Origin of the sequence: Streptomyces sp. NBC_01454 (assembly GCF_036227565.1) — a bacterium.
In the GTDB taxonomy this organism is placed as follows: domain Bacteria; phylum Actinomycetota; class Actinomycetes; order Streptomycetales; family Streptomycetaceae; genus Streptomyces.
The window spans coordinates 7,873,983-7,896,800 of sequence record NZ_CP109460.1 but is presented as its reverse complement, the minus strand read 5'-3'; the positions used below and the strand labels follow the sequence as shown (position 1 = coordinate 7,896,800).

16 protein-coding genes and 2 pseudogenes are annotated in these 22,818 nt (G+C 71.7%); 5 read left to right on the top strand and 13 right to left on the bottom strand.

Features of this window, described 5'->3' with window-relative positions:
• Nucleotides 1–67: 67 nt before the first annotated feature.
• The 4 genes from fabD to OIU81_RS34760 are packed head-to-tail and all read right to left on the bottom strand — an operon-like array spanning nucleotide 68 to nucleotide 8,379.
• Nucleotides 68–3,367, bottom strand: coding sequence for an ACP S-malonyltransferase (gene fabD, locus OIU81_RS34775; protein ID WP_329154251.1), 3,300 nt, complete (start codon nucleotides 3,365–3,367; stop codon nucleotides 68–70).
• Complete coding sequence (locus OIU81_RS34770; protein ID WP_329154249.1) at nucleotides 3,367–4,368, bottom strand: methyltransferase; 1,002 nt, start codon at nucleotides 4,366–4,368, stop codon at nucleotides 3,367–3,369. Before OIU81_RS34770 ends, fabD begins: the two co-directional genes overlap by 1 nt.
• A gap of 22 nt (nucleotides 4,369–4,390) precedes the next feature.
• On the bottom strand, nucleotides 4,391–7,528 hold the full coding sequence (locus OIU81_RS34765; RefSeq protein WP_329154246.1) for a non-ribosomal peptide synthetase: 3,138 nt from the start codon (nucleotides 7,526–7,528) through the stop codon (nucleotides 4,391–4,393).
• Nucleotides 7,525–8,379 carry a hypothetical protein gene (locus OIU81_RS34760; protein WP_329154244.1) on the bottom strand — a complete coding sequence of 285 codons (855 nt, stop codon included), beginning with the start codon at nucleotides 8,377–8,379 and terminating at the stop codon, nucleotides 7,525–7,527. The genes OIU81_RS34765 and OIU81_RS34760 overlap by 4 nt, the downstream gene beginning before the upstream one ends.
• A gap of 1,125 nt (nucleotides 8,380–9,504) precedes the next feature.
• Between OIU81_RS34760 and OIU81_RS42445 the strand changes: the two are divergent.
• A pseudogene (locus tag OIU81_RS42445) lies at nucleotides 9,505–9,804 on the top strand (hypothetical protein); the annotation flags it as partial.
• Between the two features lie 25 nt (nucleotides 9,805–9,829).
• Here OIU81_RS42445 and OIU81_RS34755 read toward each other — a convergent pair.
• The 3 genes and pseudogenes from OIU81_RS34755 to OIU81_RS34745 form a co-directional block, all read right to left on the bottom strand.
• The gene (locus OIU81_RS34755) at nucleotides 9,830–10,540 is read right to left on the bottom strand and encodes a peptidylprolyl isomerase (protein WP_329154242.1); all 711 of its coding nucleotides are present in this window, start codon (nucleotides 10,538–10,540) and stop codon (nucleotides 9,830–9,832) included.
• A 61-nt stretch (nucleotides 10,541–10,601) separates the two neighbouring features.
• The gene (locus tag OIU81_RS34750) at nucleotides 10,602–10,910 is read right to left on the bottom strand and encodes a hypothetical protein (RefSeq protein WP_329154240.1); all 309 of its coding nucleotides are present in this window, start codon (nucleotides 10,908–10,910) and stop codon (nucleotides 10,602–10,604) included.
• Between the two features lie 259 nt (nucleotides 10,911–11,169).
• Nucleotides 11,170–11,313 (bottom strand): annotated as a pseudogene (locus tag OIU81_RS34745) (flavin reductase family protein); the annotation flags it as partial.
• 665 nt (nucleotides 11,314–11,978) lie between these two features.
• On the opposite strand from OIU81_RS34745, the gene OIU81_RS34740 reads away from it, so the two are divergent.
• Entirely contained in the window at nucleotides 11,979–13,136 is a 1,158-nt protein-coding gene (locus OIU81_RS34740) for an MFS transporter (protein ID WP_329155570.1), read from the top strand.
• Between the two features lie 85 nt (nucleotides 13,137–13,221).
• Here OIU81_RS34740 and OIU81_RS34735 read toward each other — a convergent pair whose 3' ends face one another.
• Genes OIU81_RS34735 through OIU81_RS34720 form a run of 4 tightly spaced genes read right to left on the bottom strand, consistent with a single transcriptional unit; the run spans nucleotide 13,222 to nucleotide 17,169 of the window.
• The gene (locus OIU81_RS34735) at nucleotides 13,222–14,709 is read right to left on the bottom strand and encodes a hypothetical protein (protein WP_329331563.1); all 1,488 of its coding nucleotides are present in this window, start codon (nucleotides 14,707–14,709) and stop codon (nucleotides 13,222–13,224) included.
• An 8-nt stretch (nucleotides 14,710–14,717) separates the two neighbouring features.
• On the bottom strand, nucleotides 14,718–15,590 hold the full coding sequence (locus tag OIU81_RS34730; RefSeq protein ID WP_329154236.1) for a phosphatase PAP2 family protein: 873 nt from the start codon (nucleotides 15,588–15,590) through the stop codon (nucleotides 14,718–14,720).
• The gene (locus OIU81_RS34725; protein ID WP_329154235.1) at nucleotides 15,587–16,486 is read right to left on the bottom strand and encodes a polyphosphate polymerase domain-containing protein; all 900 of its coding nucleotides are present in this window, start codon (nucleotides 16,484–16,486) and stop codon (nucleotides 15,587–15,589) included. The genes OIU81_RS34730 and OIU81_RS34725 overlap by 4 nt, the downstream gene beginning before the upstream one ends.
• Nucleotides 16,483–17,169: a DUF4956 domain-containing protein gene (locus OIU81_RS34720; protein WP_329154234.1), complete on the bottom strand. Its 687-nt coding sequence runs from the start codon at nucleotides 17,167–17,169 to the stop codon at nucleotides 16,483–16,485. The genes OIU81_RS34725 and OIU81_RS34720 overlap by 4 nt, the downstream gene beginning before the upstream one ends.
• A 177-nt stretch (nucleotides 17,170–17,346) precedes the next feature.
• On the opposite strand from OIU81_RS34720, the gene OIU81_RS34715 reads away from it, so the two are divergent.
• The 3 genes from OIU81_RS34715 to OIU81_RS34705 all read left to right on the top strand — a co-directional run bounded on the left by OIU81_RS34715 (nucleotide 17,347) and on the right by OIU81_RS34705 (nucleotide 19,887).
• Nucleotides 17,347–18,018, top strand: coding sequence for a response regulator transcription factor (locus OIU81_RS34715; RefSeq protein ID WP_329154232.1), 672 nt, complete (start codon nucleotides 17,347–17,349; stop codon nucleotides 18,016–18,018).
• Nucleotides 18,015–19,415 carry a sensor histidine kinase gene (locus OIU81_RS34710; protein ID WP_329154230.1) on the top strand — a complete coding sequence of 467 codons (1,401 nt, stop codon included), beginning with the start codon at nucleotides 18,015–18,017 and terminating at the stop codon, nucleotides 19,413–19,415. The genes OIU81_RS34715 and OIU81_RS34710 overlap by 4 nt, the downstream gene beginning before the upstream one ends.
• A gap of 238 nt (nucleotides 19,416–19,653) precedes the next feature.
• Nucleotides 19,654–19,887, top strand: coding sequence for a hypothetical protein (locus tag OIU81_RS34705; RefSeq protein WP_329154228.1), 234 nt, complete (start codon nucleotides 19,654–19,656; stop codon nucleotides 19,885–19,887).
• A gap of 72 nt (nucleotides 19,888–19,959) precedes the next feature.
• On the opposite strand, the gene OIU81_RS34700 is transcribed toward OIU81_RS34705, so the two are convergent.
• Both OIU81_RS34700 and OIU81_RS34695 read right to left on the bottom strand, forming a co-directional pair.
• Nucleotides 19,960–21,495 (bottom strand): sensor histidine kinase, encoded by a 1,536-nt coding sequence (locus OIU81_RS34700; RefSeq protein ID WP_329154226.1) that lies wholly within the window; start codon nucleotides 21,493–21,495, stop codon nucleotides 19,960–19,962.
• Nucleotides 21,492–22,253 (bottom strand): response regulator transcription factor, encoded by a 762-nt coding sequence (locus tag OIU81_RS34695; protein ID WP_329154225.1) that lies wholly within the window; start codon nucleotides 22,251–22,253, stop codon nucleotides 21,492–21,494. Before OIU81_RS34695 ends, OIU81_RS34700 begins: the two co-directional genes overlap by 4 nt.
• Nucleotides 22,254–22,818 lie beyond the last annotated feature (565 nt).

Sequence of the window (22,818 nt, the reverse complement as noted above, 5' to 3'; positions counted from 1 at the left end):
CGCTCGTTACGGAGAATGTCGATCGTGCGGGTGGTGCTGTGTACGTGGTTCCGCCGCCCCTTCGGGATCAGGAGCTGCGGCTTCGGAGCCCGCTGCCCACGACTTCGGCGGCCTCGGCCATCAGGCGCTCGGCGAGCACGTCGGCGTGCCGGTCCCGCCAGGCGTGCAGCGGTGTGCGGGCCAGCCAGCGGTTGCAGGCGCCGAGGGCCGGTCCGCAGGGGATCTGGTAGTCGGCGACGCGGCCCGGTGTGCCCTCGATCGCCCAGGTGGCCGCCTGGGCGCAGTACCAGCGGAAGACGAGCGCCATGCGCCGCTTGGGGTCGGGGGCGGACTCGGCGGAGTCGCCGAGGCGGGTGAGGACCTCCTCGAAGGAGGCGCCCAGGTAGTCGCGCTCCACCTTCGCGCGCACGGCGGCGGGTACCGCTTCCCACGCGTCGTGGTTGCGCCACAGGTCGTGGAGCTTTCCCGCGCGGGCATGGAACAGCACACCCTTGCGCAACACCCTTGCGCGGCCGCCCAGTTCGAAGAGGTCTCCGTAGGGCGCGAAGGCGGTGTCGTGGACGTCGGCCTCCTGCAGGAGGTCCTTGGCCGCCGCGCTGGTCCCGCTCTCGGCGGTGCACGCGTTGATGGAGCCGGTGAGGACGAAGTCGGCGCCCAGGACGAAGGCAGCCGCCGCCGACTCGGGGGCTCCGATGCCGCCCCCTGCCCCGACGCGCACGGCCCCGGCCACGCCGCCGAGCTCCGCGCGCAGTCCGCGCAGCGCGGGCAGCAGCGCCCACAGGGTCGCCATGTCGGAGTGGTCCCCGGCGTCCCCCACCGCGCAGACGTCGTCGGCCAGCGCGACGCGTGCTCCCGCCTCGGCCTCCTCGGCGGTGAGCAGGCCCTCCGCCACCAGCCGGCTCACCAACGCGGCGGGCGGCGGTTCCAGGAACAGGCAGGCGGCGTCCGGCCGGGTCACCTTCGCCAGTATCTTGCGGGGCACGTGCACGGTGCCGTCCGGAAGCACCCGGGCGCCCGTCAGCCGGTGCCGTACGAGGGCCGGCGTCGCCTCGACGTGGGTGGAGGCCTCCACGAACCGGACGTCGTCCCGAATCAGTACGTCGACCAGCTCGGACTCGGCCCGCGGGTCGAAGGGGTCGTGCGTGACATTGACCCCGAACGACGCCCCGGCCGGGACGCGTGCGCGGATCGCGGCGACCGCCGAGGCCACGTCCCGGGCCGGGAGCCCCGAGGCGCCGTAGTACGAGAGCAGTCCGGCCCCGGCCATCCGGGCGACCAGGTCGACGGAGCCGATCCCCTGCCGCATCCCGCCGGCGGCGTAGGCGAGGCGGACGCCGTAGTCCCGCCGGAAGTCCTCCGACCCGAGCGTCCCGGCGGTGGCCGTAGCGGGGCGTACGGGCGCGGCCGGCCCGGGCTCGGTACGAACCGGCTCGGTACGAACCGGCTCGGACCGCCTGGGAGCGGCGGGCTCGGCAGCGGGGAGGGGGGACGCCTCGTTGCGGATCCGGTCGATGAGCTTGGTCAGCACCTGCCCCGGACCGAGCTCACGCACCGTGAAGTCGCCCTGGCCCATGAGGAGCCGGACGCTGTCGGTCCAGCGCACGGGTGAGGCGATCTGCCGCCGCAGGGTGGCGGCCACCTCTCCCGTCCCGTAGGGGCGTGCGTCCACGTTGGCGATGACCGGGATCTTCGGCGGCGCGAAGACGGTGGCGTCCAGCAGCCGGCCGAACTCCTCGGCGGCGTCGGCCATGTACCGGCTGTGGAAGGGCGCGCTGACGTTCAGCGGCGCGCACCGCGCACCGGCCGCCTTCAGCGCGGGCAGCGCCCGGTTGACCGAGTCCGCGGGACCGGCGATCACGGTCTGCGTGGGCGCGTTGTAGTTCGCGATGTCGACGTCGGAGAAGCCCTCGTCGCGCAGCACCCGTTCCACGAGGGCGGCGTCGACGGACGAGACGGCTGCCATCGTGCCGCCCGTGACCTGCCCCATGAGCCGGCCGCGCTCGGCGACCAGGCGCAGGCCCGACTCAAAGTCGTACACCCCGGCGGCGAACAGGGCGGAGAACTCGCCCAGGCTGTGCCCGAGGACGTAGTCGGGCAGGCGCCCGCCCTCGCCCACGGCCGCCAGCCAGGTGAGGGAGTTGACCACGTACAGCGCGGGCTGGGTGTAATGGGTGTTCCGCAGGTTGCGGCCCGGATCCTCCAGGCACAGCTCCCGGAGGGAGTAGCCGAGGACGGCGTCGGCGCGGGCGACGAGGTCGGGGAAGCGGTCGAACACCTCCCGGCCCATGCCCTTGGCCTGCGCGCCCTGCCCGGGGAAGACGTGGACGTCGAGCGTCGGTGCGGCGGCGGACCGGTGCGCGGCGGTCGCTGCGGGAGCGCTCACGGGGTTCACCTCGATTCTTGCGGGGGTGGCGGCGAGGCGGGGGCGCGCGTCGAGGACGGCCCGGTACAGCACCTCGTCACGGGCGTACGGGGACAGCAGCGGCAGCACGCGGGAACGGCTGCCCTCCGGCAGGGCGGCCCGCACCAGGTTGGCCATGGACCCGGAGGGCCCGAGGTCGAGGAAGAGCAGGTCGTCCCGTTCCAGCAGGGGTCCCAGCGCCCCGGTCAGGTCGAAGGGGTCGCGGAGCACCCGCCACAGGTGCGCGGAGTCGGGTATCCGCACGGTGGCGCCGGTGGTGCCGGAGATCAGCGGGATCGCGGCCGGCTTCATGGTCAAGTCGCCGATCAGGTCCTTGAACACGCCCTCGACCGGGTCGATCAGGGGCGAGTGGAAGGGGAACAGGACGGGCAGCCGCTGGCAGAGCGTGCCGGTGGCGTGGAGGTGCCGTTCGATCCGGTCCAGGACCTCGGCGGTGCCGGCCAGGACGAAGTTCTCCAGGGAGTTCACGGCGGCGACGTAGGCCCCCGCGAGAGCCGGGTCACGGTCGGCGAGTCCCGGGTCGGCCAGGACCGCGAGCATTCCGCCCCGCGGGCACTCAGCCTCGAAGACGTCCACCTGGCGCAGCAGGGAGCGCAGGCACTCGTGCGGGTCGACGGCGCCCGCGACGGCCGCCGCCGCGATCTCCCCGAGGCTGGCGCCGAGCACCGCGCCGGGTTCGAACCCGTGGGCCCGGAGCATGCGCGCCAGCGCGTACTCGACCATGAAGATGGCCGGTTGGGTGAGGGAGAACTGCGTCATCGGGTGCTCGGGGCCGCGGCCGGGGCCGTGGATCGCCTCGATCACCGAGTCGCCGCGCACCTCGCGGACCGTCGCGTCCAGGGAGTCGAGGGCTTCACGGAACGCGGCGTCGGCCCCGTAGAGCCATTTGCCCATGCCGTGGTACTGGGAACCCTGCCCCGCGAACAGGAAGACCGGCGTCAGCATCAGGAGACACGCAGGGAGGACTCGAACACCTTGTGCTGGGTGGGCAGTTGCCCGACCGACTCCACGACGAAGCCGGCCTCCTCGAGGGCGCGCCGCATGGCGGGCTCGTCCAGTCCGGTGGTGCCCTCGTCGCAGGCCACGGCCTGGAACATCGCCCGCCAGCCGTCGATGTCGTTCTCCACCAGCGGCTCCACGACGAGCAGCCGGGCGTCGGCGGGGCTGTCAGCCATGGCGGTGGCGACGGTGCGCAGGATCCGGACGCAGTTCTCGTACGTCCAGTCGTGCAGCACGTTCTTCAGCAGGTAGCGGTCGGCTCCGGCGGGGAGCTCGACGAAGAAGTCGCTCGGGGTGAACTCGATGCGGGCGAGCACGTCCTCCTTCGCGACCCGCTCCAGGGCCGTGCGGCCCCTGGCGCAGACGCTGGCCCGGTCGGCGACGGTGCCGCGCAGGTCCGAGTGGGCGGCCAGCAGGCCGGGGAGCAGGCCGCCGCTCCCGCCGCCCACGTCGACGACCGTCTTGACGGCACTGAAGTCGTGCAGACCGAGCAGGCCCTGAGCCACCGGCGTCGCCAGGTCGACCATGCCCTTGTCGAACAGGTCCGCCGTCTCGGGGTGGGTCTCCAGGTAGCCGTAGAGGGATTCCCCGAAGATCTCCTGGAAGCCGGACTTGCCCGTCTTCACCGTGTGCATCAGGCCGGCGAAGGCGTCGTCGTACAACTCGGCGGCGAGGATGGCGAAGTGGCGCTGGGTGAAGGGGTGGTCCGCGCGCAGCGGCGCGTAGGCCTCGGTCAGCCGGAACTTCTCCCCGTCGCGCTCCAGGACTCCCGGCACGGTGAGCATCTGAAGGAGGCGGTGGAGGATGTCGGGGTCGGTCTCGGTGCGCTCGGCGAGTTCGGCCGAGGTCATCGATCCGCCGTCGAGGATGTCGGCTATCTCCAGGCGGGCGGCGACCGCGAGGGCCCGGGCGAACCAGCCGCCGACGGCGAGCTTGAGGATTTCCATGAGGGCGTCTCTTTCGGTTCCGTCAGGCGAGCCGGCGCAGCCGGTCGGCCAGGGCGGCGGGGGTGGGCGTCTCGAACACGTCGGTCAGTGCGAGCCGGACACCGGTGATGTCCTTGATGCGCTGGGCGAGGGCGACGGCCAGCAGCGAGTGCCCGCCGTTGGCGAAGAAGTGCGCGCCGGCGTCGAGGTCGCTGCGGTCGAGCAGTTCGGCGAACAGGCCGACGACGGTGGCCGTCAGGTCGTCCTGCGCCCCGGCGGCGGAGTCTGCGCCGTGGCCGCCGACGGCCGGGCCGGAGTGCCGGGCCGCCTGTTCGGCGAGGGCCAGGTGGTCGACCTTGTCGCTGCCCGTACGGGGGAAGGCGTCCACGGCGATGAACCGGTGTGGGACGACCGAGCGCGGGAGCTGCCCGTGCGCGTGGTCCCACAGTTCGTCCACGGCCTCGGGACGGCACGGGACCCGGACGAACGCGGCCAGATAGCCGTCCGCCCCGGGATCGCCGACGACCACGACGGCCGCCGCCTCGACGTCGGGGTGGGCGAGCAGGACCGCCTCGATCTCGGCGGGTTCGATCCGGTTGCCGCGCAGTTTGACCTGCCGGTCCATCCGGCCGAACAGGTCGATCCTGCCGTCGGTGCGCCAACGGGCCACGTCGCCCGAGCGGTGGAAGCGCCCGTACTCGGCGTTCTCGCCGAAGCGTTCCGCGGTCAGGTCGGGCCGCTCGTGGTAGCCGGAGGCGACGCCGACGCCCGCGACGCACAGCTCTCCGCGGAGGCCGACCGGGAGCGGCCTGCCGTGCGGGTCGGCGATGAAGATCCGGGTGTTGGCGACGGGAGAGCCGACATCGACCCTTCCGCCGTGGCCGGCCGGTACGCGGCCGGCGGTCGCCCAGATCGTGCTCTCGGTGGGGCCGTAGACGTTCCACAGTTCGGCGCCGGCGTCGAGCAGCCGGGTGGCCAGTTCGGCGGGCAGGGGTTCGCCACCGGTCAGCAGGACGCGTCCGGCCGTCACGTCCGCGATCTGGTGGGCGACGAGCCGCCACGTCGTGGGGGTCGCCTGCAGCAGGCCGATGTCGTGGCCGGTGACGGCGGCCGCCAGCAGGGTGCCGTCCGTGCGCGCCTCGTCCGGGAGCACCACCGTGTGGCCGCCGTGGAGCAGCGGCATCATCAGTTCGAGCGAGGAGGTGTCGAAGCTGTAGGTGCTGAGCCAGCCGGTGGGGCGCGTGGAGCCGGCCACGCCGAAGCGTTCGGCGTAGTCGACGATGTGGTTGACGAGGCTGCCGTGCCGGATCGGGATGCCCTTGGGCTTGCCGGTCGAGCCGGAGGTGTGGATCACGTACGCGAGGGCGTCGGGGTCGGCGTTCACCGCCGCCTCGTCCACCGGCACCTGGGGCACCTGCTCCCAGTCGGTGGCGGGGACGGCGGCGTGGCCCTCCGGGGCGGTGATGCCGGCGCCGACGATGACGACGCGGGCGCGCGTGTCGTCGAGCTGGTAGGTCAGCCGCTCCACGGGGTGGTTCGGGTCGAGCGGCAGGTAGGCCGCGCCCGCGAGCCAGGTGCCGAACACCGAGGCGGCCAGGGCTGCGCCACGCGGCAGGAGGAGCGCGACGACGTCGCCGGGGCGTACGCCGGCCTCGGCCAGCCGGGCGGCCGTGTCGACGGCGGCGGACCACAGGCCGCCGTACGTGGCCGTGCGGTCGCCCTCCCGTACGGCCACGGCCGAGGGGTCGGCGGCGGCGCGGCGGGCGAAGCCGGTGAGCACCGACGGCAGGCCGATCGCGCGGTCCGTGGCGTTGGCGGCGTCGATGACCTCGTGGTCGCGGGCCGACCAGGACGGCAGGGAGGCGATCGGGGTGTCCGCCCCGGTACCCAGCGCGACCAGCAGGGCGTCGTAGCGCTGGACCATCAGTTCGACGTCCGACCGGTCCAGCACCCCGGTGTAGAACGCGGCGCGGACGGTGGCGGTCTCCTGGTTGGCCGAGACGAAGAACTCGAGGTCGAACTGGCTGAAGCCGTTCTCGACGACGAGGAGTTCGGCCTCGGCGCCGGCGAGGGTGAAGGTGCGCTGATCCTCGGCGAAGGGGACGTAGTTGAAGACGTGCTTGAACAGCGCGTTGCGCCAGCCGGAGCCGTCGCGTTCGACCATGTCGAGCACGTCGTCGGTCGGTACGTCCTTGTGCGCCATCGCCTCCATGAACGTCCGCCGGGTCCGGGCCGTGAGGTCCCGGAAGGTGGCGTCACGGTCCAGCAGCAGGCGCAGGACGACGAGGTTACTGTGGTAGCCGACCGCGTCCACCGCCTTGCGGGGGCGGGTGTTGACCGGCGAGCCGATGGTGAGGTCGGGCCCGGCGCCGTGCGCGGCGAGGAGGACCGCGTAGGCGGTGAGGAGGACGACGGACTCCGGCGCCCGCAGCTCGCGCTGGAGGCGGCGTACGACCGCGTGGGCCTCGGCCGACAGTACGTGGGTGACCTCGTCGCCCTGGAGGGTGGTGACGGGCTGGTCGCGCTGCTCGCAGAGGAGTTCCAGGCCCGAGGAGCGGAAGCCGGCCATGCGCTGCTGCCAGTAGCCGAGGCTCTCGGGGGACGGTGCGGGCTCGTGCAGGGCGGGCACCTCGGCGGGGGCGGGGTGGCCGCCCTCCAGGACCGCCTCGTAGAGGGCGACGAACTCGGCGCGCAGGATGGCCGTCGACTGTACGTCCGACACGGCGTGGTGGAGGGCCAGGCACAGCACGTCGGCGTCCGGCCCGTGCAGCAGCAGGGCGCGTACGAGGGGGCTGCCGTCCGGGGTGAACGGGCGGGCCACGAAGGCCGTCAGGACGGCCGGTTCGTCCTCCGCGCCGCCGCGGTGCTCCGCCTCCTCCAGCCCGACGGCCAGGGACGGCACGACGGCCCTGGTCAGCTCGGCGCCGTCACGCTGGTAGACCGTGCGCAGCACCTCGAAGCGCTCCGTCAGGAGCCGCAGGGCGTGCACGGTGGCGGCGGCGTCGAGGCGGCCCCGCACGCGCAGGGCCAGCGACAGGTTGTTGGCGCCGCTGCCGGGGACCAGCTCGTCGAGGAGCCAGAGGGTGGTCTCCTTGCGGCTCGCCGGTACGCGACCGGCCGCGCGGCCGGAGCCGTCCTGCGCCTCGCCGGCCGTTGGGCCGGCCGTGGCTTCGGCGCTCACGTGCGCTCCCCGGGGCGGCTTGCCAGGACTCCGCCCACGGCTTCGGCGATGGCGGGGGTGCGCAGCAGGTCCCGGTGCTCGACCTCGAAGCGCCGCTCGTCCGCGACCTCGATGGGGGCGACGCCGGGTGTGGTGCGCATCCGGTTCAGTCCGCTGGTCGCACTGGCGGAGGTGACGACCGTGGCCCCCTTCCAGCCGGGGCGCGGGTCGAGACCGGCGGCGGTGGCGAGGTAGGACATGAACGAGCCGACCAGCTGGACCAGTTCGCCGGCGTAGTCCTCGTCGAGTCCGGCCCGCCGCAGCGCCGAGGTGCCGATCGGGCGGAAGGCCGCGTACAGGCCGGCGGCGAAGGCGGCCGGGGTGATGTCGGGCTGCGCGGCGAGCCGCTCGGCGGCGCCGGACAGCTCGGCTATCTCCTCCGAGGCCAGAACGGTGGTCATGTTGCCGATGACCCGGCCGAACTGGAGGTGGACGGTGGGCACATCGACCAGTTCGGGGTCGAACAGCACCACACGGGGGGCGGTCGGCTGCCTTGCGCCGATCTTCTCAGCGAGCACGCCGGCGAAGACGGAGCCCGCACAGTAGCCGAGCACGGCGCGGACCGTGCGACCGGATGCGGCCACCTCGGAGAGCCAGGGCTCCAGGTAGCTGTCGTCCAGGGCCTCGGTCTCGGGGTCGCGGACCGGGGCGACGGTCTGCCACAGATCGCAGTCCAGCTTCAGACCGGGCGCCAGATCGGCGAATCCACCCTCGTTCCTCCCCGTCACCGGGAAATCGGCCGCGAGCACGATATCGGTGTCGGCGTCGGATCCTGCGTCCGAAACGATATTCCACACGGTGGGGCTGGGCATATCAATATCCCCCGAAAGTCAAAGTCTCATCGATTTATTTTCTCGACCATCTCCGGCCAGACCAGGCCAGATCCTAGGGTCGCCAATCGACACTGTCCACAAGAAATCGATCATGGACCGCCCGCCGTTCGACCGGGAAAACTCCGGACCGCAAGGGAATCACGCCAATGGATTTCGGACACGAGGGAAGTAGTTTCCGCCAACCCGCATCACCCCCTGGCCCCACATCCAGGAAGTTTCATGGGCACACACCCCCTCGAGTAGGCGGGGACCCGCCTTGGAGGCCGGCCGGACCCCCCGGGGAGAACTTCCCGAATATCCCGATTTGCCGCGTGACAGTCACCACACGAGACAGTTTCCTGACGGCAATCGTCGACTCCGGATCCTCTGACGCGACAGAGGCACCGGCCGGGGCCCGCAGAGTGGCGGAAACGGGGGCCACAGCGGGCGGTGGATCCCGCCCCCGGTCGTGAGCCTGTCGTTTCGCCGGAATCAGGTGCCGAGCTCCCCGATCCACCCGCGGCCCGCAGCGGGTCGGCCGGGACCTCCGCCGGCGCCGCCATGCGGTCCTGTTCGCGCTAGACGACGGCCGGCCAGAAGGAATTCAGCCGCTTCGCATCCATTGCAAGCGCCACCCACAGAGTGTTTTCGTCAAGGTATTCGTGGACACACCAACCGCATGGACGACCAGTGGCGACCGGGGCACCCGACCGATCGACGCACGGCAAGCAGCACAGCACCGTCTTCCGGGACCACGTCTCGCCCGACTTCGAGTACCAGGCCGTGAATCCGAAATATCCGCTCCGGACCTGGGTCGCGAGTGGACCGACCGCGTCAGCCAGGGCTTCCGTCTCAAGAACCGCCGGAAATGGGATCTCCGCCCTCCATGCCGAAATCCGAGGCCGTGATCCAAGGCTGCCGACGCCCGGCCGCGCACACGACTGCCCGCGGCGGTCCACCGTGGCGCGCTCGACGCCCCCACCACCGGCCTGCCGTTCGGCGGGAACTGCAACGCCCTGACCCAGGCGGCCGGACGCAACCGCTCCGGCATGCCGATCCGTTCAACGACATCCGCGCTTCGATCGTCCAGCTCGCGACCCGGACCTCGGCCAACGCCAACAGGCAGGGCAGAACATTGCCCGCTCGCTGACGCCGCTCATCCAGATGACGGCGGAAGCAGCCCGCTTCAAGGACCTCGAAGGGGTCTTCCGCGCCGCGGTCGGCGACTGGGGCGTCCTGTCCGACCTTCTACTGGCCATCGGACGGCGACGGCAGCGGACCGCTCTGGGACTTCTCCTCGCAGCCCGCGGCCGGAGCGTCCCGGTCGACCGCTTGGTCCTGTGGCCCGGCCCATACGGACCGGGGTCATTCCCTGTGCACCGGGCGTGCCGTCCGGGTCCCTCAGCCCCTTTATCGCGTAGCTGAACCGCGCTGACCGCGCCACAATTCGTCAGTGCATGCAGGACGGCCGGACGCTGAGCAGCTCGGTCCGCAGCACGGGCGTGCCGTCGACAGGCGCCGGGTCCTGCGCAGTTGGTTCGATACCGCCAGCGGCGATCTTGTCGAGAGACTTCAGGCCGGCGGCACCGACCGTGCCGAACACCGTGTAGTTCGGTCGCAGCGCGGAGTCTCCGTAGACGACGAAGAATTGCGAACCGTTCGTGTTCGGACCGGCGTTGGCCATCGCCAGCAAGCCGCGCCCGTAAAGGCGACGGACGCCGGTCGGATCGCTCGGTGCCGGCGGCAGGTCCACCGGCAGCTCGTCCTTGTACTTGTACCCCGGCCCACCCTCGCCAGTACTGGTCGGGTCGCCACACTGCAGGACCTTCAGCGTCGGATACGCCGTCAGCCGATGGCACACCGTACGGTCGTAGAACCGGTGCCGCGCCAGGTGTACGAAGCTCTGGACCGTGCACGGCGCCTTCGCCCGGTCCAGACGCAGCGGGAGCGGGCCTTGGCTGGTCCGGACAGCCATACCGACCGTGCCGTGACTGGGGGTGTGCCGCGGATCGGGCGGCAGGGGAACCCGCCGCGCCGCCGGCTCGTCCGGGGTCTGGGCATACTGGCAAGGACCGTGCGTGGTTCGCGGCGGGACACCGGAAGCGGAGGCGGTGGTGCCGCCCCCGGACACGACCAACGCTGCTGCCGCCAATGCGGTCATGAGAGTTCGGCTCATCCTGCACACCCTCCAAAAGATCGCCAGATTTCGGAGCGGTCGCAGTCTAAAGCGCGGCCCGGCGGGCGAGAACCCGCCCGCCGGCCACATCCGCCTCCCAGCCATCGGGCTGCGGCCGCAGGCCACTTCGGATGCGACACAACGCCGACTGGCATAAGGTCCGCCACGTGTGATCGCGCTGGGCAAGGGCCCAGAATGGTGACGACGGGTAGCTGGCGCCTCCGTCGAAGCACGGCTCGCAGTTGTCCTCGCACAGGTGCTGATAGACACCCAGCTGGATTTCCTGGAAGTCCGCGGGGATGCTGATCGGCTTGCCAGTCAGCGCCTCCCCCTCGTTGATCGCCTCGATCACCACGTAGCGCGGTGCTCGTGGTGCAACGCGGAGCGCGCTTCAACGACTGCGTCGGACGCGAACCCAGTCCCGCTCTCACGCCAACACCTGCAGGCCGTCCTTGTGCACAAGGGCGCCCGGCGCCGTTGAACCGTCCCCACCTGCCGGACAACGACGCCCCCTGTCCCGGCCCACGGTGGCCACTTCGAGGAACCAGTCGTCGAGCATTGCCGAGGCACGTTGACCTGCGTTAACGTCCCAACCCCTGATACCGCTTTCCTCAGAACTTCGCAGGGGCCAGGTTCGCCGAAGCACCATCGGGGCTGATCGTTGAGACCCAGGCGATGGGCCGCGGCATGACGACCGCGGTCAGCAGCTTGTAGAACTCGTTGCGGGACAGGGCAGCGGGATCGAAGTCAGGGCGCATGGTGATCAGTATTGAAGGGGCCCCATCGCAGTCGGACCCGTCAGCGACGGTACGGAATTCGAGCCTGTAATGGAGCGGATGCGGGTGGCTCCTTCAAGCCGAGTCCGTCCGCGGACCCGGCCGGTGCGGGTGGTGGCGGACGAGGAGTCTTCCACCCGCGGTATCCGGGCCTACCTGCGACGTCGCTGTCCCGGCTCGACTCGGTGAGCGCAACGGGCTCCCGGTACAGGGCCGGCGCACCGGACTGCAGTCTGCTCATGGACGGCATCGGGCACTCCCCAGCGGTGGCGCTCGCCCTGTCCAGCCGAAGTCGCCGCCACGGTCAGCGCCACTCCCTCGGGCAGCAGGGCTCTGACCAGCGCAGCGAAGGTGGCGAACGTGGGCGCGGTAAAACTGCCGCGCAGGGGCACCAGCACCGCAAGCAGCGAAGCCGTCGGATCCGGAGGCATCGGCGGGTGGAGCTGATCAGCGAAGCTCCGCACTGCCACATTCGCTCTGGCGGGGCCGGCGGAAGAGGAGCAATGTCGGGAGCGGTTGTGCTGCCGGTGCCGATGCCGGCGCGCCCGTGCTGTCGGACTGCTGTTTTGACGATGAACGATGAGGACCTCATGGCTTCTCCAGCGACGGGTAAGGGGCCGGGCTTCGAGGCGTCGGCGCGCTGGCGGATGTGGCCGCTGTACGCGGCTGGGTTCACCACCGCCTTCGGCGCGCATGGCATTGCCGCCAACCTCGGCCGGTACACCGAGGGCCGGCACGCCTCCCTGCTGGTACTCGGTGGGCTGCTCGCTCTTTACGACGGTGCGGAGGTCCTGCTCAAGCCGGTGTTCGGCACGCTGGCGGACCGGATCGGGGCGCGTCCGGTGCTGCTGGGTGGTCTGGTGGGCTTCGCCGTCGCGTCGGCCGCGTTCGTGCTCGCCGGTGACAGTGGCCAACTGTGGGCGGCGCGGCTGGGACAGGGTGCCGCCGCCTCCGCGTTCTCGCCGGCCGCCGGCGCACTGGTCGCACGGCTGAACCCGAAGGACCGGCACGGCCGCGCGTTCGGCTCGTACGGCTTCTGCAAGGGGCTGGGCTACACCGCGGGCCCGCTGCTCGGCGGAGCTGTGGTCGCGCTGGGTGACCTGTCGCTGCTGTTCGCCGTCATGGCTGTACTCGGCGCGGCGGTGGCGGTGTGGGCCGTGTTCGTGGTGCCCGTTGTTCCGCCGCTACCGAGGGCCCGGCAGACCGTGCTGGATCTGGCCCGGCGGCTGAGCGAGCCGGGTTTCCTGCGGCCGACCACTGCGCTGGCGGCCGCCACCGCGGCACTGTCCGTCGGGGTGGGGTTCCTGCCCGTCTCCGGCGCGGCCGCCGGGCTGGGGCCGTTGGCCACCGGCGCCGTGGTCTCCGTGCTGGCGGGCTGCGCCGCGCTCGTCCAGCCACGGGCGGGTCGTGCGCTGGACACCGGGCGTATCAGCGCGCACCGGGGCATCGGTGCGGGGCTGCTGCTCACTGCGGTCGGACTGGCCGCCGCGATGCTGCCCGGTCTGGCCGGGGTGTTGTTGGCCGCGGTCGGGATCGGCGTGGGTACGGGGCTGGTCACCCCGCTGGCGTTCGCCGCGCTTGCCGACGCTACGCCGCCGGAGCGGCTCGGGCAGACCATGGGCGCCGCCGAACTCGGCCGTGAACTCGGCGATGCCGGTGGGCCATTGCTCGTCGCCGGGGTTGCCGCCGCGGCCACACTCGCCGTCGGTTACGCCGCCCTGGCCGTCCTGCTGGCCGCCGTGCCACTGAGGTGGCGCTCGGCGCGTGCCGGGCCGGCCGACCACGAGGGATCGCCGGGCTCGTGAGGCGGGTGCGGTCGGAGCGGACCGGCCGCGTCCCATGGGCAACCCGTGCCCGGACGGACCCGGCCGACTCCATAGCGCGTGACACTCAGCGGGGCGACAGGTAGACGCGGTAGCCGTGGTGGCGGCGCAGGCCGGGCAGCGGGTGGGGCGTCCAGGTGCGGGCGTATGCGGGCGGCCGGTGGTGAGGGCGGACGAGGACGGCGACGGGTGCGCTCCGGGCGGTCGTGAGGATCGCGGCGCGGGTGGTGTTGCGGTTGTGGCCGGAGGTCTGACCGGAGGCGCAGCGGGCCTCGTAGCCAACCGGGGTCGCAATGCGCCCGGTGATCAGACAAGGCGGGCGCACCCCGAGGGCGCGGAGATCGGCGGCGATGCGTGCGTAGTCGCCGTTGCCTGCGGAGGAGACGCGGGCGGCGTGGGTGAGGATGACGTGCTGGCTCACCGTTTGGCCCGCGATCAGCGCGACCACGAGGGCGGTGGCGGCGGGCCGTAGTGCGGGGCGAACCGAAGTCCTCAGGGAGCGGGCGCCGTCGGCGACGGGGACGGCCGCCAGAGCGTAGGCGGGGAGCAGGAAGCGGGGCGCCGCGTAGTCGATGAGGAACAGATAGGGCGCCGCAACGGAGAGGGCGCACAGGGCGGGCAGGAGGGCAGTGGCGAGCCGGCTGGCGCGGGCGGCGGCGAACACACCGCCGGCAACGGCGAGCGGCAGCGCGAACCACCACACCGACGCGGCCGGGTGCCGCCAGGTCCGGGTGCACGGCCGGCACAGCATCGTGCCGCCGTCCATCGTGCGCAGGACGTCGCCGACCGCGATATGCCAGGTGATGCCGCCCTCTATGGCGCTGGAGCGGTGCAACCGGGCCGCGATGCCCCCGTACGACGTGTATGCCTCGATGGCCCAGGGTGCGCCGCCGAGGGCGAGGCCCAGGACGATGACCGTGAGCAGGGCGGGCCGCCGCCAGTGGGGGACGAGGACGGCCGCGGCGGCCATCGGCAGGGTGAGCCAGACGGCGTCCGAGGGACGGAAGAGTGCGATGGCCGCCAGGGCGCAGCCCAGTCCGGGGAGCGCCATGCGGTCGGCGCGGTCCCGGGTCGCCCGCAGGAAGCAGCCGACCGCCGTGAGCCCGCCGAGGGCGACCCACAGGTTGGGCATCGCCTGCGGGCCGTAGAGCTGCGTGACCCACAGCCCGGCGAAGAACACACCGGCCAGCGCGAGCACCGGCACCGGACGCACCCGCCGCCACACCCACAGGGCGAGGAAGAGCGCGCCACCCGAGAGCACCGCCAGGTAGATGCGGAGCGCCAGGGTGGACGTCGTCAGCAGGGCAAGTGGCGCGACCAGCGCCGATATGCCCCGGGCGCGGGGCGCGCTGAAGAAGGCGGACGGGAGGTGCGGCGAGACCTGACTGACGTAGACCGTCTCGTCCCAGCCCAGGTGGAACCCGGGTGCGACGAAGACGAGTTGGGCCACGGTGAACGCCACGGCCACGGCCGCCGGCCACAAGGGGCTGTCGGCCGTGGTTCCCGCTCGGGTGCGGCACGCGCCCGGTGTCCTCCCCGGTTCGGCAGCGCCCATGACCGTGACTAACTGCCCGTGCCGGCCGCAGCGTTCAGCAGGTAGTCGCCGACGAGGTCACCGACCAGGGTGCCGGCGGTGAGGTCGCTGGGCACGTGGCCGGCCATGTAGGTGCGGGAGTAGACGATCTGGGCGGCCATCGCCTGGTAGTCCTCGGCCCGGTGCGGAGCCCAGTCGCTGAGGAGCGTGACCGCGGCGCCGGCCCTGGCGGCGTGACGCGAGGGGTAGGAGTAGGGGCCCTTCTGCCCGGCGGTGAGGTGCTTGTCGGGGCGCAGCGACGGGTCGAGGACGTAGGGCGCCGGCTGCTTGTCGCGGGCCGCCACCTGGTCGGTGATCGTCTTGGCGAGTTTGAGGGCGGCCTTCAACCGGGCCTTCTCCACGTCCCCTTGGCTCCGGGAAATGAGCTCGCGCTGGTCGTGCAGGTAGAGCTTCCAGATGTCCTTCTTGCCGTAGAGCTCCAGCCAGGTCGCGGCCTTCTTCCCTGCCGCGGTGCGGGTCTTGGCGAGCTGTTGCACCTGGTGGAGTTCGGCGGTGCGGGCCGCCTTGGCGGGCGGGGCGGGCACCTGCTTCTCGGCCCAGGCCGCGAAGGCGCGGTCGTTGCGCTCGGAGCCGTGGGCCTTCTTCCACTGGGCGAACAGGGCGTCCGCGGTGCTCTTCTGTGCCTGGCGCTGCCTGGCCAGGGCGGCTACGTCGGCGTCGGAGAAGAGCGCGGGCGGGGGGTTCTTCTTGATCAGTGCGGTGGCGCCGGGCTTCTTCTTCGCCGCGGCGGGCGCGGCCGAGGCGTGCATGAGGCCGAAGCCTGCGGCGCCTGCGGCGACGACGGCGATCACGGGGTACTGCCACTTCAGGCGGCGGGAGCCCTTGATGCTCGTGCTGTTCATGCGGGGGTGTTCCTTCCGGTGCGGTCGGCGGCGCGGAGCACGGCGCTGCGCGGGTGCGTGTGGAATCGGGTACGGGCCAGGCGGCGGACGTCGTTGTCGGGCAGTCCCGGTACGAGCAGCGACAGCCCGATGACGTACTTGCTCAGGGACACCGGCCGGGCGCCCAGGGCGAGCAAGTGCCGGTCGGCGGCGGCCGGACGGGGGCCGCCCTTGGTCTCGATCAGGACGTAGCCGGGGTCGAGCGCGGCCGTCCGGTCGTCGCGGTGGCAGGCGAGCAGGGCGTCCAGGGTGACCCGGGTGCCCGCTTCGAGGTCGGCGAGGGCAGCCCGTACGTAGCGGACCTCCCCGGCCGGGGCGAGGTCGGCGGCGGTCACGGCGGTCCGGTTGTCGCCCAGCATCCGGTCGACGAAGACCGCTGCCCTGCTGCCCACGTCCAGCCGGCCGTATGCTTCCGCGTCCACGGCCAGCGCGTGCTTGACGGTGGCGCCGCGGCCGTCCTTGGTCTTGACCTCGATGCGGCACAGCCGGTCCTCGGCGTACAGCCGGGTGCGCACCTTCCACCGGCGGCGGCGCCCCTGGACGTGCGCGCGCCACGCGGCCAGGTCGGCCGTGTCGAAGTAGGTGCTGCGGTAGTCGGTGGTGCGTCGGCCGCCTATCTCCAGGACCCGGTGGGTGTCCGCGAGCACGGCCACCAGGCGGGCCGCCGAGTCGGCCGGGACGAGGTACTTGCGGTCGACCCGGTGCTGGAGTGCGGCCGCGGCGTCGATCTCGGCGAGCGAGGCATCCCGCAGGGCGTCCAGCCCGAGCCGCTCGGTGAGACGTGCGCGGGCACCGGACGCCTCGGCCAGGTCCGCGACCGGGGCCGCCCCGGCGTGCACGGCAGTCCCGGCGCTCACAGCGACTTCCCGTCGGCCGCCTCGACGGAGACCGGGGAGAGCGGATGCGCGTCCCGCGGCCCGGGGAGGAAGACCTGCGCGGTCTCCTCCACGGGATACCGGGCGGAAACCCGGGTCGTCTCGCGCACGTAGTCGATCTCGTCGACCTCGACAGCGAGCGGTGCGGCGCCGAGCCGGGCCGCCAGATCGTCGCGGATCTCGTCCGCGTCGCGGTAGACACGGTCCAGGGTGATCTTCGTCGTGCGGGTGGGCTGGTGGGCGGCCGGGTCGTCGACCAGCAGGACCGCGGCGAGCAGCACCACGTCCACGCCGATGACCAGCCATGTCTCACGCTGCGGCAGCCCGTCTCCCAGGGCGATCACCAGCGCGACGAAGGCGTACGCGACGTCCCTGACCGTGAACGCGGCGCTGCGAAGCCGGACCAGCGACAGGATGCCGAAGAGTCCGAAGCCCACGCCGGCCGGGAACTTCCCGGCGCTGATCGCGGTCATCGCGGCGAACAGTCCGAGGTTGAGCGCGGTCAGCGCCAGCGGCATCTCCGGCCCCGTGCGGCGACGCCGGTACAGCCAGCCGACCAGCACCAACAGGGCGAGCACGTCCAGTCCGGCACGCGCCGTCAGGTCTCCCACTGTCAGCGCCTCGGCGAGACTCTTGCCGGCGAGCGTGATTGTCGGGGCGGGCATGGGTGTGTGGTCTCCGTTCCCGGCAGCGTCCGAGACCCGTGGCGGTCCGGGCCGCTTACTGCCGTAAGGCGACGCACGCTAGAGATCACGCATTAACGGACCATGAAGGTTTGCCGTCCGCTGCCCGTGCACCATGGCCCGTGTCATCGGCCGTACCCGCCGGGTTACTCTTCCGCCGTGCATTTCCTGGTCGTCGAAGACGAGGTCAAGCTCGCCGACCTGATCGTCCGCTACCTGCGCGAGTCCGGACACACCGCCGAGAGCCGCTACGACGGTCCCGGCGGCCTCGATGCTGCCCGCGACCCTCGGGTGGACGCCGTCGTCATGGACGTGATGCTGCCCGGCATGGACGGCGTAGCGGTCTGCCGCACCCTGCGCCGGGAGGGCAGCGACGTGCCCGTGGTGCTGCTGACCGCCCGCAGCGCGATCAGCGAGCGCGTCGCCGGCCTGGACGCCGGCGCCGACGACTACCTGGTCAAGCCCTTCGCCATGGAGGAACTGCACGCCCGGCTGCGCGCCGTCTCCCGCCGTCGGCCCGCCCTCACCGGACGGCTGGAGGTCGGCGACCTGACTCTGGACCCCGAGCAGCAGCGCGCCTGGCGAGCGGACACTGAGCTGGAACTGTCGCGCCGGGAGTTCGCCGTGCTCTCGGTGCTCATGGACAACGCCGGACGCGTGGTCAGCCGGGCCCGATTGCTGGACGAGGTGTGGGACGGCGAGGTGGACCTGCACAGCAACGCCATCGACGTGCACATCTCCAAGCTCCGCGCGAAGATCGACAAGCCCTTCGGCCGGGCCAGCATCACCACCCTGCGCGGCACGGGCTATCGCCTGGAGACCCGGCCATGACACCCCCGGACGGCGCGACCGAGCCGGGCCGCCGCCCCCGGATCCTGAGCCTGCCGCGCCGGCTGCCCATCGTGCTCCGCCTGGTCCTCGCCGTCGCCGCCGCCATGTCCCTCGTCCTCGGCGGAGCCACCGCCCTGGTGTACTGGCGGGTCCAAAGCGCCCTGGACCAGCAGCTCAACGCGGACGTGGCCACCTACCACCACACCCTGATGACCACCCTGCGCGCCGGCCGGCCGCCGCAAGGCCCCGACGGCAGCGCTTACCAGCTCCTGGACCCCCACGGCCACATCGTCAAGGCCAGCAACCTCGTCCGCAAAGAACAGCTCCTCGCCCCGGCCCAGGTCGCCGCCGCCGTCGACGGCGCCACCATCCACCGCGACATCGGCGGGCTGCTGCCGCTCGACCCGCACACCCTGCGGCTGGAGGCCCAGCGGGTCCGCCTGCCCGACCACCACACCGTGATCGCCGTCGCGGCCCTGCGCCGCGGCCACCGCGACGAGGCTCTGCGCGAACTGCTCGCCCAGCTCGGCATCGCCGCCGGACTCACCCTGCTCGCCGCCTCCTACGTCGGCTACCGCACCGCCCGCGCCGCCCTGGGCCCCGTCGAGCGCTACCGGCGCCGTGCAGCGACCCTGGCCGACGGCGCGTCCGGCGTACGGCTGCCCGTCCCCGAGGACCGCGACGACGAACTCACCCGGCTCGGACACACCCTCAACCGGATGCTCGACCGCCTCGAAGCCGCCGCCGCACACGAACGCCGCTTCCTCGCCGACGCCAGCCACGAGCTGCGCACCCCGCTCTCCCTGCTGCGCGCCGAACTCGACGTCGCCCTGCACCGGCCGCGCACCGCGGCCGAACTCACCGACACCCTCCGCTCGGTCGACGCCGAGGTCCAGCGGCTGATCGACCTGTCCAACGCCCTCCTGGACCTCGAAGAACTCAGCGGCACCGCACACCTCACCCGCACCGCCGCCGATCTCCCCGAACTGGTCACCGCAGCCCTCGCCCCCTACCGCCCGACCGCCGCACGTGACCACCGCACCCTCACCGTCGACGCCCCGCCCGCCACCGTGGACGTGGACACCCGATGGATCCGCCCCGCCGTGTCCAACCTCGTCAACAACGCCCTGCGCTACAGCACCGGCGCCATCCACATCACCGCCACCGCCCACGACCACACGCTCCACCTCACGGTCGCCGACGAAGGCCCCGGCTTCCCCGCCGACTTCCTCCCCACCGCGTTCGACCGCTTCACCCGCGCCGAAGCCAGCCGCACCAGCCCCGGATCCGGCCTCGGCCTCGCCTTCGTCGCCGCCGTCGCCGCCTCCCACGGCGGCACCGCCCACGCCGAGAACACCGAACACGGCGCCGCCGTCACCCTCCGCATCCCCTGCTGAGCCGACTGTCGCCGGCCGGCAACCGGGCGTTGCTCGCCCGTGGCTACGCCACGGGACAGACGTGCTGCAGCAGTTGGCGGGCCGGTTCTTGTCCACGGACCGCTCCCGCCGAGCAATCCGGCGTTGGGCAGAGGCACGTTCTACTGCTGCCGCCCTCGCCCGTCGTGGCGACCGTGTGCCGAACTGGACGCCGGGCATTGCGTTCTACGCGATCACCAGCACTGACACCGGAGGCGCCATGTCGGACGGGACGACCACGCACCATGACACCCAGGAGACCCGCGTCGGCGATATCCCGCACTCCGGACGCCGCTACCCGGAAGCGGCCTCGAACGAAAGGGTCACCGCCGACCAAGTCTCTGCCGCTCCCCCCTCCGTCGCCGCTGGAGTTCAGCGCGTCGTCGACGAGTACGGGAACGGCGACTCCCTTGAGGTCTCGTGGCCCACGACGCCGACAAGCTGGAATGCCTGATCCAGGCCGCCGAATACCGCGAGCAGTGATGCAGCATCGTTCAGAACTGGATCGACGCCGGCCTGGCCGGCCTCAAGTCCGCCTCGGCGCAGGCCCTCGCGGAAGCCGCGCTGAACATGTCGTCGATCGAGTGGCAGCAGACCTGCCTTCGGTGACAGGTCCGCGCTCTGTCTCGGCCCGCGCCCCCATACGGGTGGGTGCGGCACGGGCGGGGCGGAGGCGGACGGCGGCGTCGAGGCCGCCGCGGGGTGCTGCGTGCAGGGAGACCTTGCCACCGCAGGCCCGGGTGAGTTGCCGGACCATGGGAAGACCCAGGCCGGTGCCATCGTGGTGGGCATCAGCTGCGCGCCAGAACCGGTCGAAGGCGCGCTGCCGTTCGGTTCCGGTCATGCCGGGGCCCTCGTCAACGACGTGCAGCTCGACCATCGGCGGCATGCGGCCGCCGTCGCCGGGGGCAGCGACGGTGGTCAAGGTGATGGCTGTTCCCGGCGGGGATGCGCGCAGCGCGTTGGAGAGCAGGTTGTCGATGATCCCGTCGAGCGCGCCCGGGACCGCCCAGACATGACCGGCTTTCGCCCCGGTCACGGTGATGTCGACGCCTTGTTCGCCGGCGAAGGCTGTCCAGATGGCGGCGCGGTCGGCGACCACGCTGTCGAGGTCCGTGGCCTCGGGTGTGATGGCGGAGTTCTCCAGTCGGGCCAGGGCGAGCAGCCCTTGGACCATACGGCTGAGCCGTTCCACTTCCGCGAGTGCTTCGTCGAGGCTGCCTTGTGCGCTGGGGGCGAGGTGGGGCTCAAAGTTCTCCAGGCGCAGGCGCAGGGCGGTCAGCGGGGTTTTGAGCTGGTGTGATGCCTCGGAGGCGAATGCCTGCTGGGCGCGGAGCAGGTGCTGGAGTCGCGTCGCGGTCCGGGTGAACGAGGCAGATAATCGACGCAGTTCAGGCGGTCCGTGATCGGTGGCCGGGGGATCGGTGAGGCGGCCGTCTGCGAGTTGTGCGGTGGCGCGTTCCAGGGCCCGGATGGGACGGGTGATCGAGCGGGCGAGCGCGAACCCGATCACGGCGACGGCGGCCAGTACCCCCAGTCCGACGGCGGCGAGTACCGCCCAGGTGGTGTGGACCTTCTCGGTGAGCGAGTCGAGGGGGTGGAGGGCCCGTACGACGCAGGTGACGGCGTTGTCGGCGCCGGAGGTTTTGGGGACCGTGGCGAACAGGGCCTCGCCGTCCGAGGCCGGGGCGTCGCGGGTCTCGATGACGGGCTGATTGTGCAGTGCGGTGGCGATGTCAGGCTCGGCGGACAGGTCTTTGCCGACGGTGGTGGCGGCGGGGGCGTGGTCGGTGTCCGTGCGGACGATGCCGTTCCGGTCGGCGACGATCACACGGCTGCCGGTACGCCGGCTGTAGTTGCGGGCGAGCTCTGGCAGCTCGGCTGCCAGTCCCCGTTCGAGCTTCTCCTCACAGACGTCGGCGAGCGTCATCGCGCCCTGTTCCGCCGAGCTGGAGAAGCGGGACAGCTCACCGCGGCCGTAGACGAAGCCGAACGGCACTTCGAGGGCGAGGAGGACGAGCAGCATGAGGCTGAGGTAGCTGCATACGAGGCGACGGGTCACCGGGTGCCTCCGTCGAGTCCAGGCGGTGGGTTAGAGGTTCCGTCGCGATCGGCCGGCGGAACCAGGCGGAAACCGATGCCGCGGATGTTCTCGATCCAGGAGGAGTCGCCTAGTTTGCGGCGCAGCGCGGCGATGTGGACGTCCAGGGTCTTGGTGGGGCCGAAGTAGTTGGGTTCCCAGGCCGTATCGAGGATTTGCTGGCGGGAGCAGACGGCTCCGGGGTCTTCGGCGAGGCAGACGAGCAGGTCGAACTCCTTGGGGGCCAGGGCGATCGACGATTGGTGCAGACGGACTTGCCGGGTGCGGTGGTCGATGGTCAGCGGGCCGATCCGCTGGGCGCCGAGTGCCCCCGCCTCGGCCGTGCCGCGAGACGCCCCGGGATCCGTACCGCCCGAAGCCGGGTCCGGCGCCAGGGTGCGGCGGGTGACGGCGCGGATCCGGGCCACCAGTTCCCGCACGCCGAACGGCTTGGAAACGTAGTCGTCCGCGCCCAGCTCCAGACCGAGCACCCGGTCCACCTCGTCGTCCCTGGCAGTGATCATGATGATCGGTACGGAAGACCGGGCGCGCAGCGCACGGCAGACGTCGATGCCGTCCATATCGGGCAGCCCCAGGTCCAACAACACCATCGCCGGTTCCGGTGCGGACAGGCCGTCGGTGCCGTTGCGGGCGTGTTCCACGGTGAACCCGAAGCGGTCCAGGCCCTCCATCAACGGTCCGGCCACCCGGTCGTCGTCTTCGATCAGCAGCACATGCATGCCTTCAGGTTCGCAAACGTCAGGCCGCAACCGCCGGAACCTTCCCCCGAGTCACGATCTTTCCCAAGTCCGTACGGTGCTGTGCTACCGGCACACGCCTCGGTGGTGGCCTGGGCATCCACCGAATGGCGCAGCCGCCGGACGGGGGTTACCGGAACATCCAGCACTCCGACAGCATTCAGTAAGGGAGAGTTAAGAATCCGAAGGTGCAATGAGTCGGACGGTTGGCCGGCCCGGGGCCGACTGAGGAGCAAGCACGGCCAGGATTCAGCGAATTCCGGCCACGGATTCAACGAATTGACGCATTCGATCGCCTGCAACCACTTCCGGATTCGGCGCAACTCGATCCAGTACCTCTGTCATGAACAGCACGGACTACGCATCGAGGCCGCCTGGAATCAGAAAGGAATCGGCGTCACCTGATCATTCGCGAGGTTCTCGCTGTATTTCTGCTGGCCATTCCCTTAAACGCCGTCCCGTAGTGTCGAGGCACAGACCGGGCCACAAGAGCTCCGAGCGGAACAAGTCCCCCCACATCTCCCTGGAATAGTCATGCCGAACCCCT

Excerpts from the sequence above, each read along its gene's own strand:
- fabD (WP_329154251.1), bottom strand. The coding sequence starts at position 3,367 with ATGCTGACGCCGGTCTTCCTGTTCGCGGGGCAGGGTTCCCAGTACCAC.
- OIU81_RS34770 (WP_329154249.1), bottom strand. The coding sequence starts at position 4,368 with ATGGAAATCCTCAAGCTCGCCGTCGGCGGCTGGTTCGCCCGGGCCCTC.
- OIU81_RS34760 (WP_329154244.1), bottom strand. The coding sequence starts at position 8,379 with ATGCCCAGCCCCACCGTGTGGAATATCGTTTCGGACGCAGGATCCGAC.
- OIU81_RS34755 (WP_329154242.1), bottom strand. The coding sequence starts at position 10,540 with ATGACCGCATTGGCGGCAGCAGCGTTGGTCGTGTCCGGGGGCGGCACC.
- OIU81_RS34740 (WP_329155570.1), top strand. The coding sequence starts at position 11,979 with ATGTGGCCGCTGTACGCGGCTGGGTTCACCACCGCCTTCGGCGCGCAT.
- OIU81_RS34735 (WP_329331563.1), bottom strand. The coding sequence starts at position 14,709 with ATGGGCGCTGCCGAACCGGGGAGGACACCGGGCGCGTGCCGCACCCGA.
- OIU81_RS34730 (WP_329154236.1), bottom strand. The coding sequence starts at position 15,590 with ATGAACAGCACGAGCATCAAGGGCTCCCGCCGCCTGAAGTGGCAGTAC.
- OIU81_RS34720 (WP_329154234.1), bottom strand. The coding sequence starts at position 17,169 with ATGCCCGCCCCGACAATCACGCTCGCCGGCAAGAGTCTCGCCGAGGCG.
- OIU81_RS34710 (WP_329154230.1), top strand. The coding sequence starts at position 18,015 with ATGACACCCCCGGACGGCGCGACCGAGCCGGGCCGCCGCCCCCGGATC.
- OIU81_RS34705 (WP_329154228.1), top strand. The coding sequence starts at position 19,654 with ATGTCGGACGGGACGACCACGCACCATGACACCCAGGAGACCCGCGTC.
- OIU81_RS34695 (WP_329154225.1), bottom strand. The coding sequence starts at position 22,253 with ATGCATGTGCTGCTGATCGAAGACGACGACCGGGTGGCCGGACCGTTG.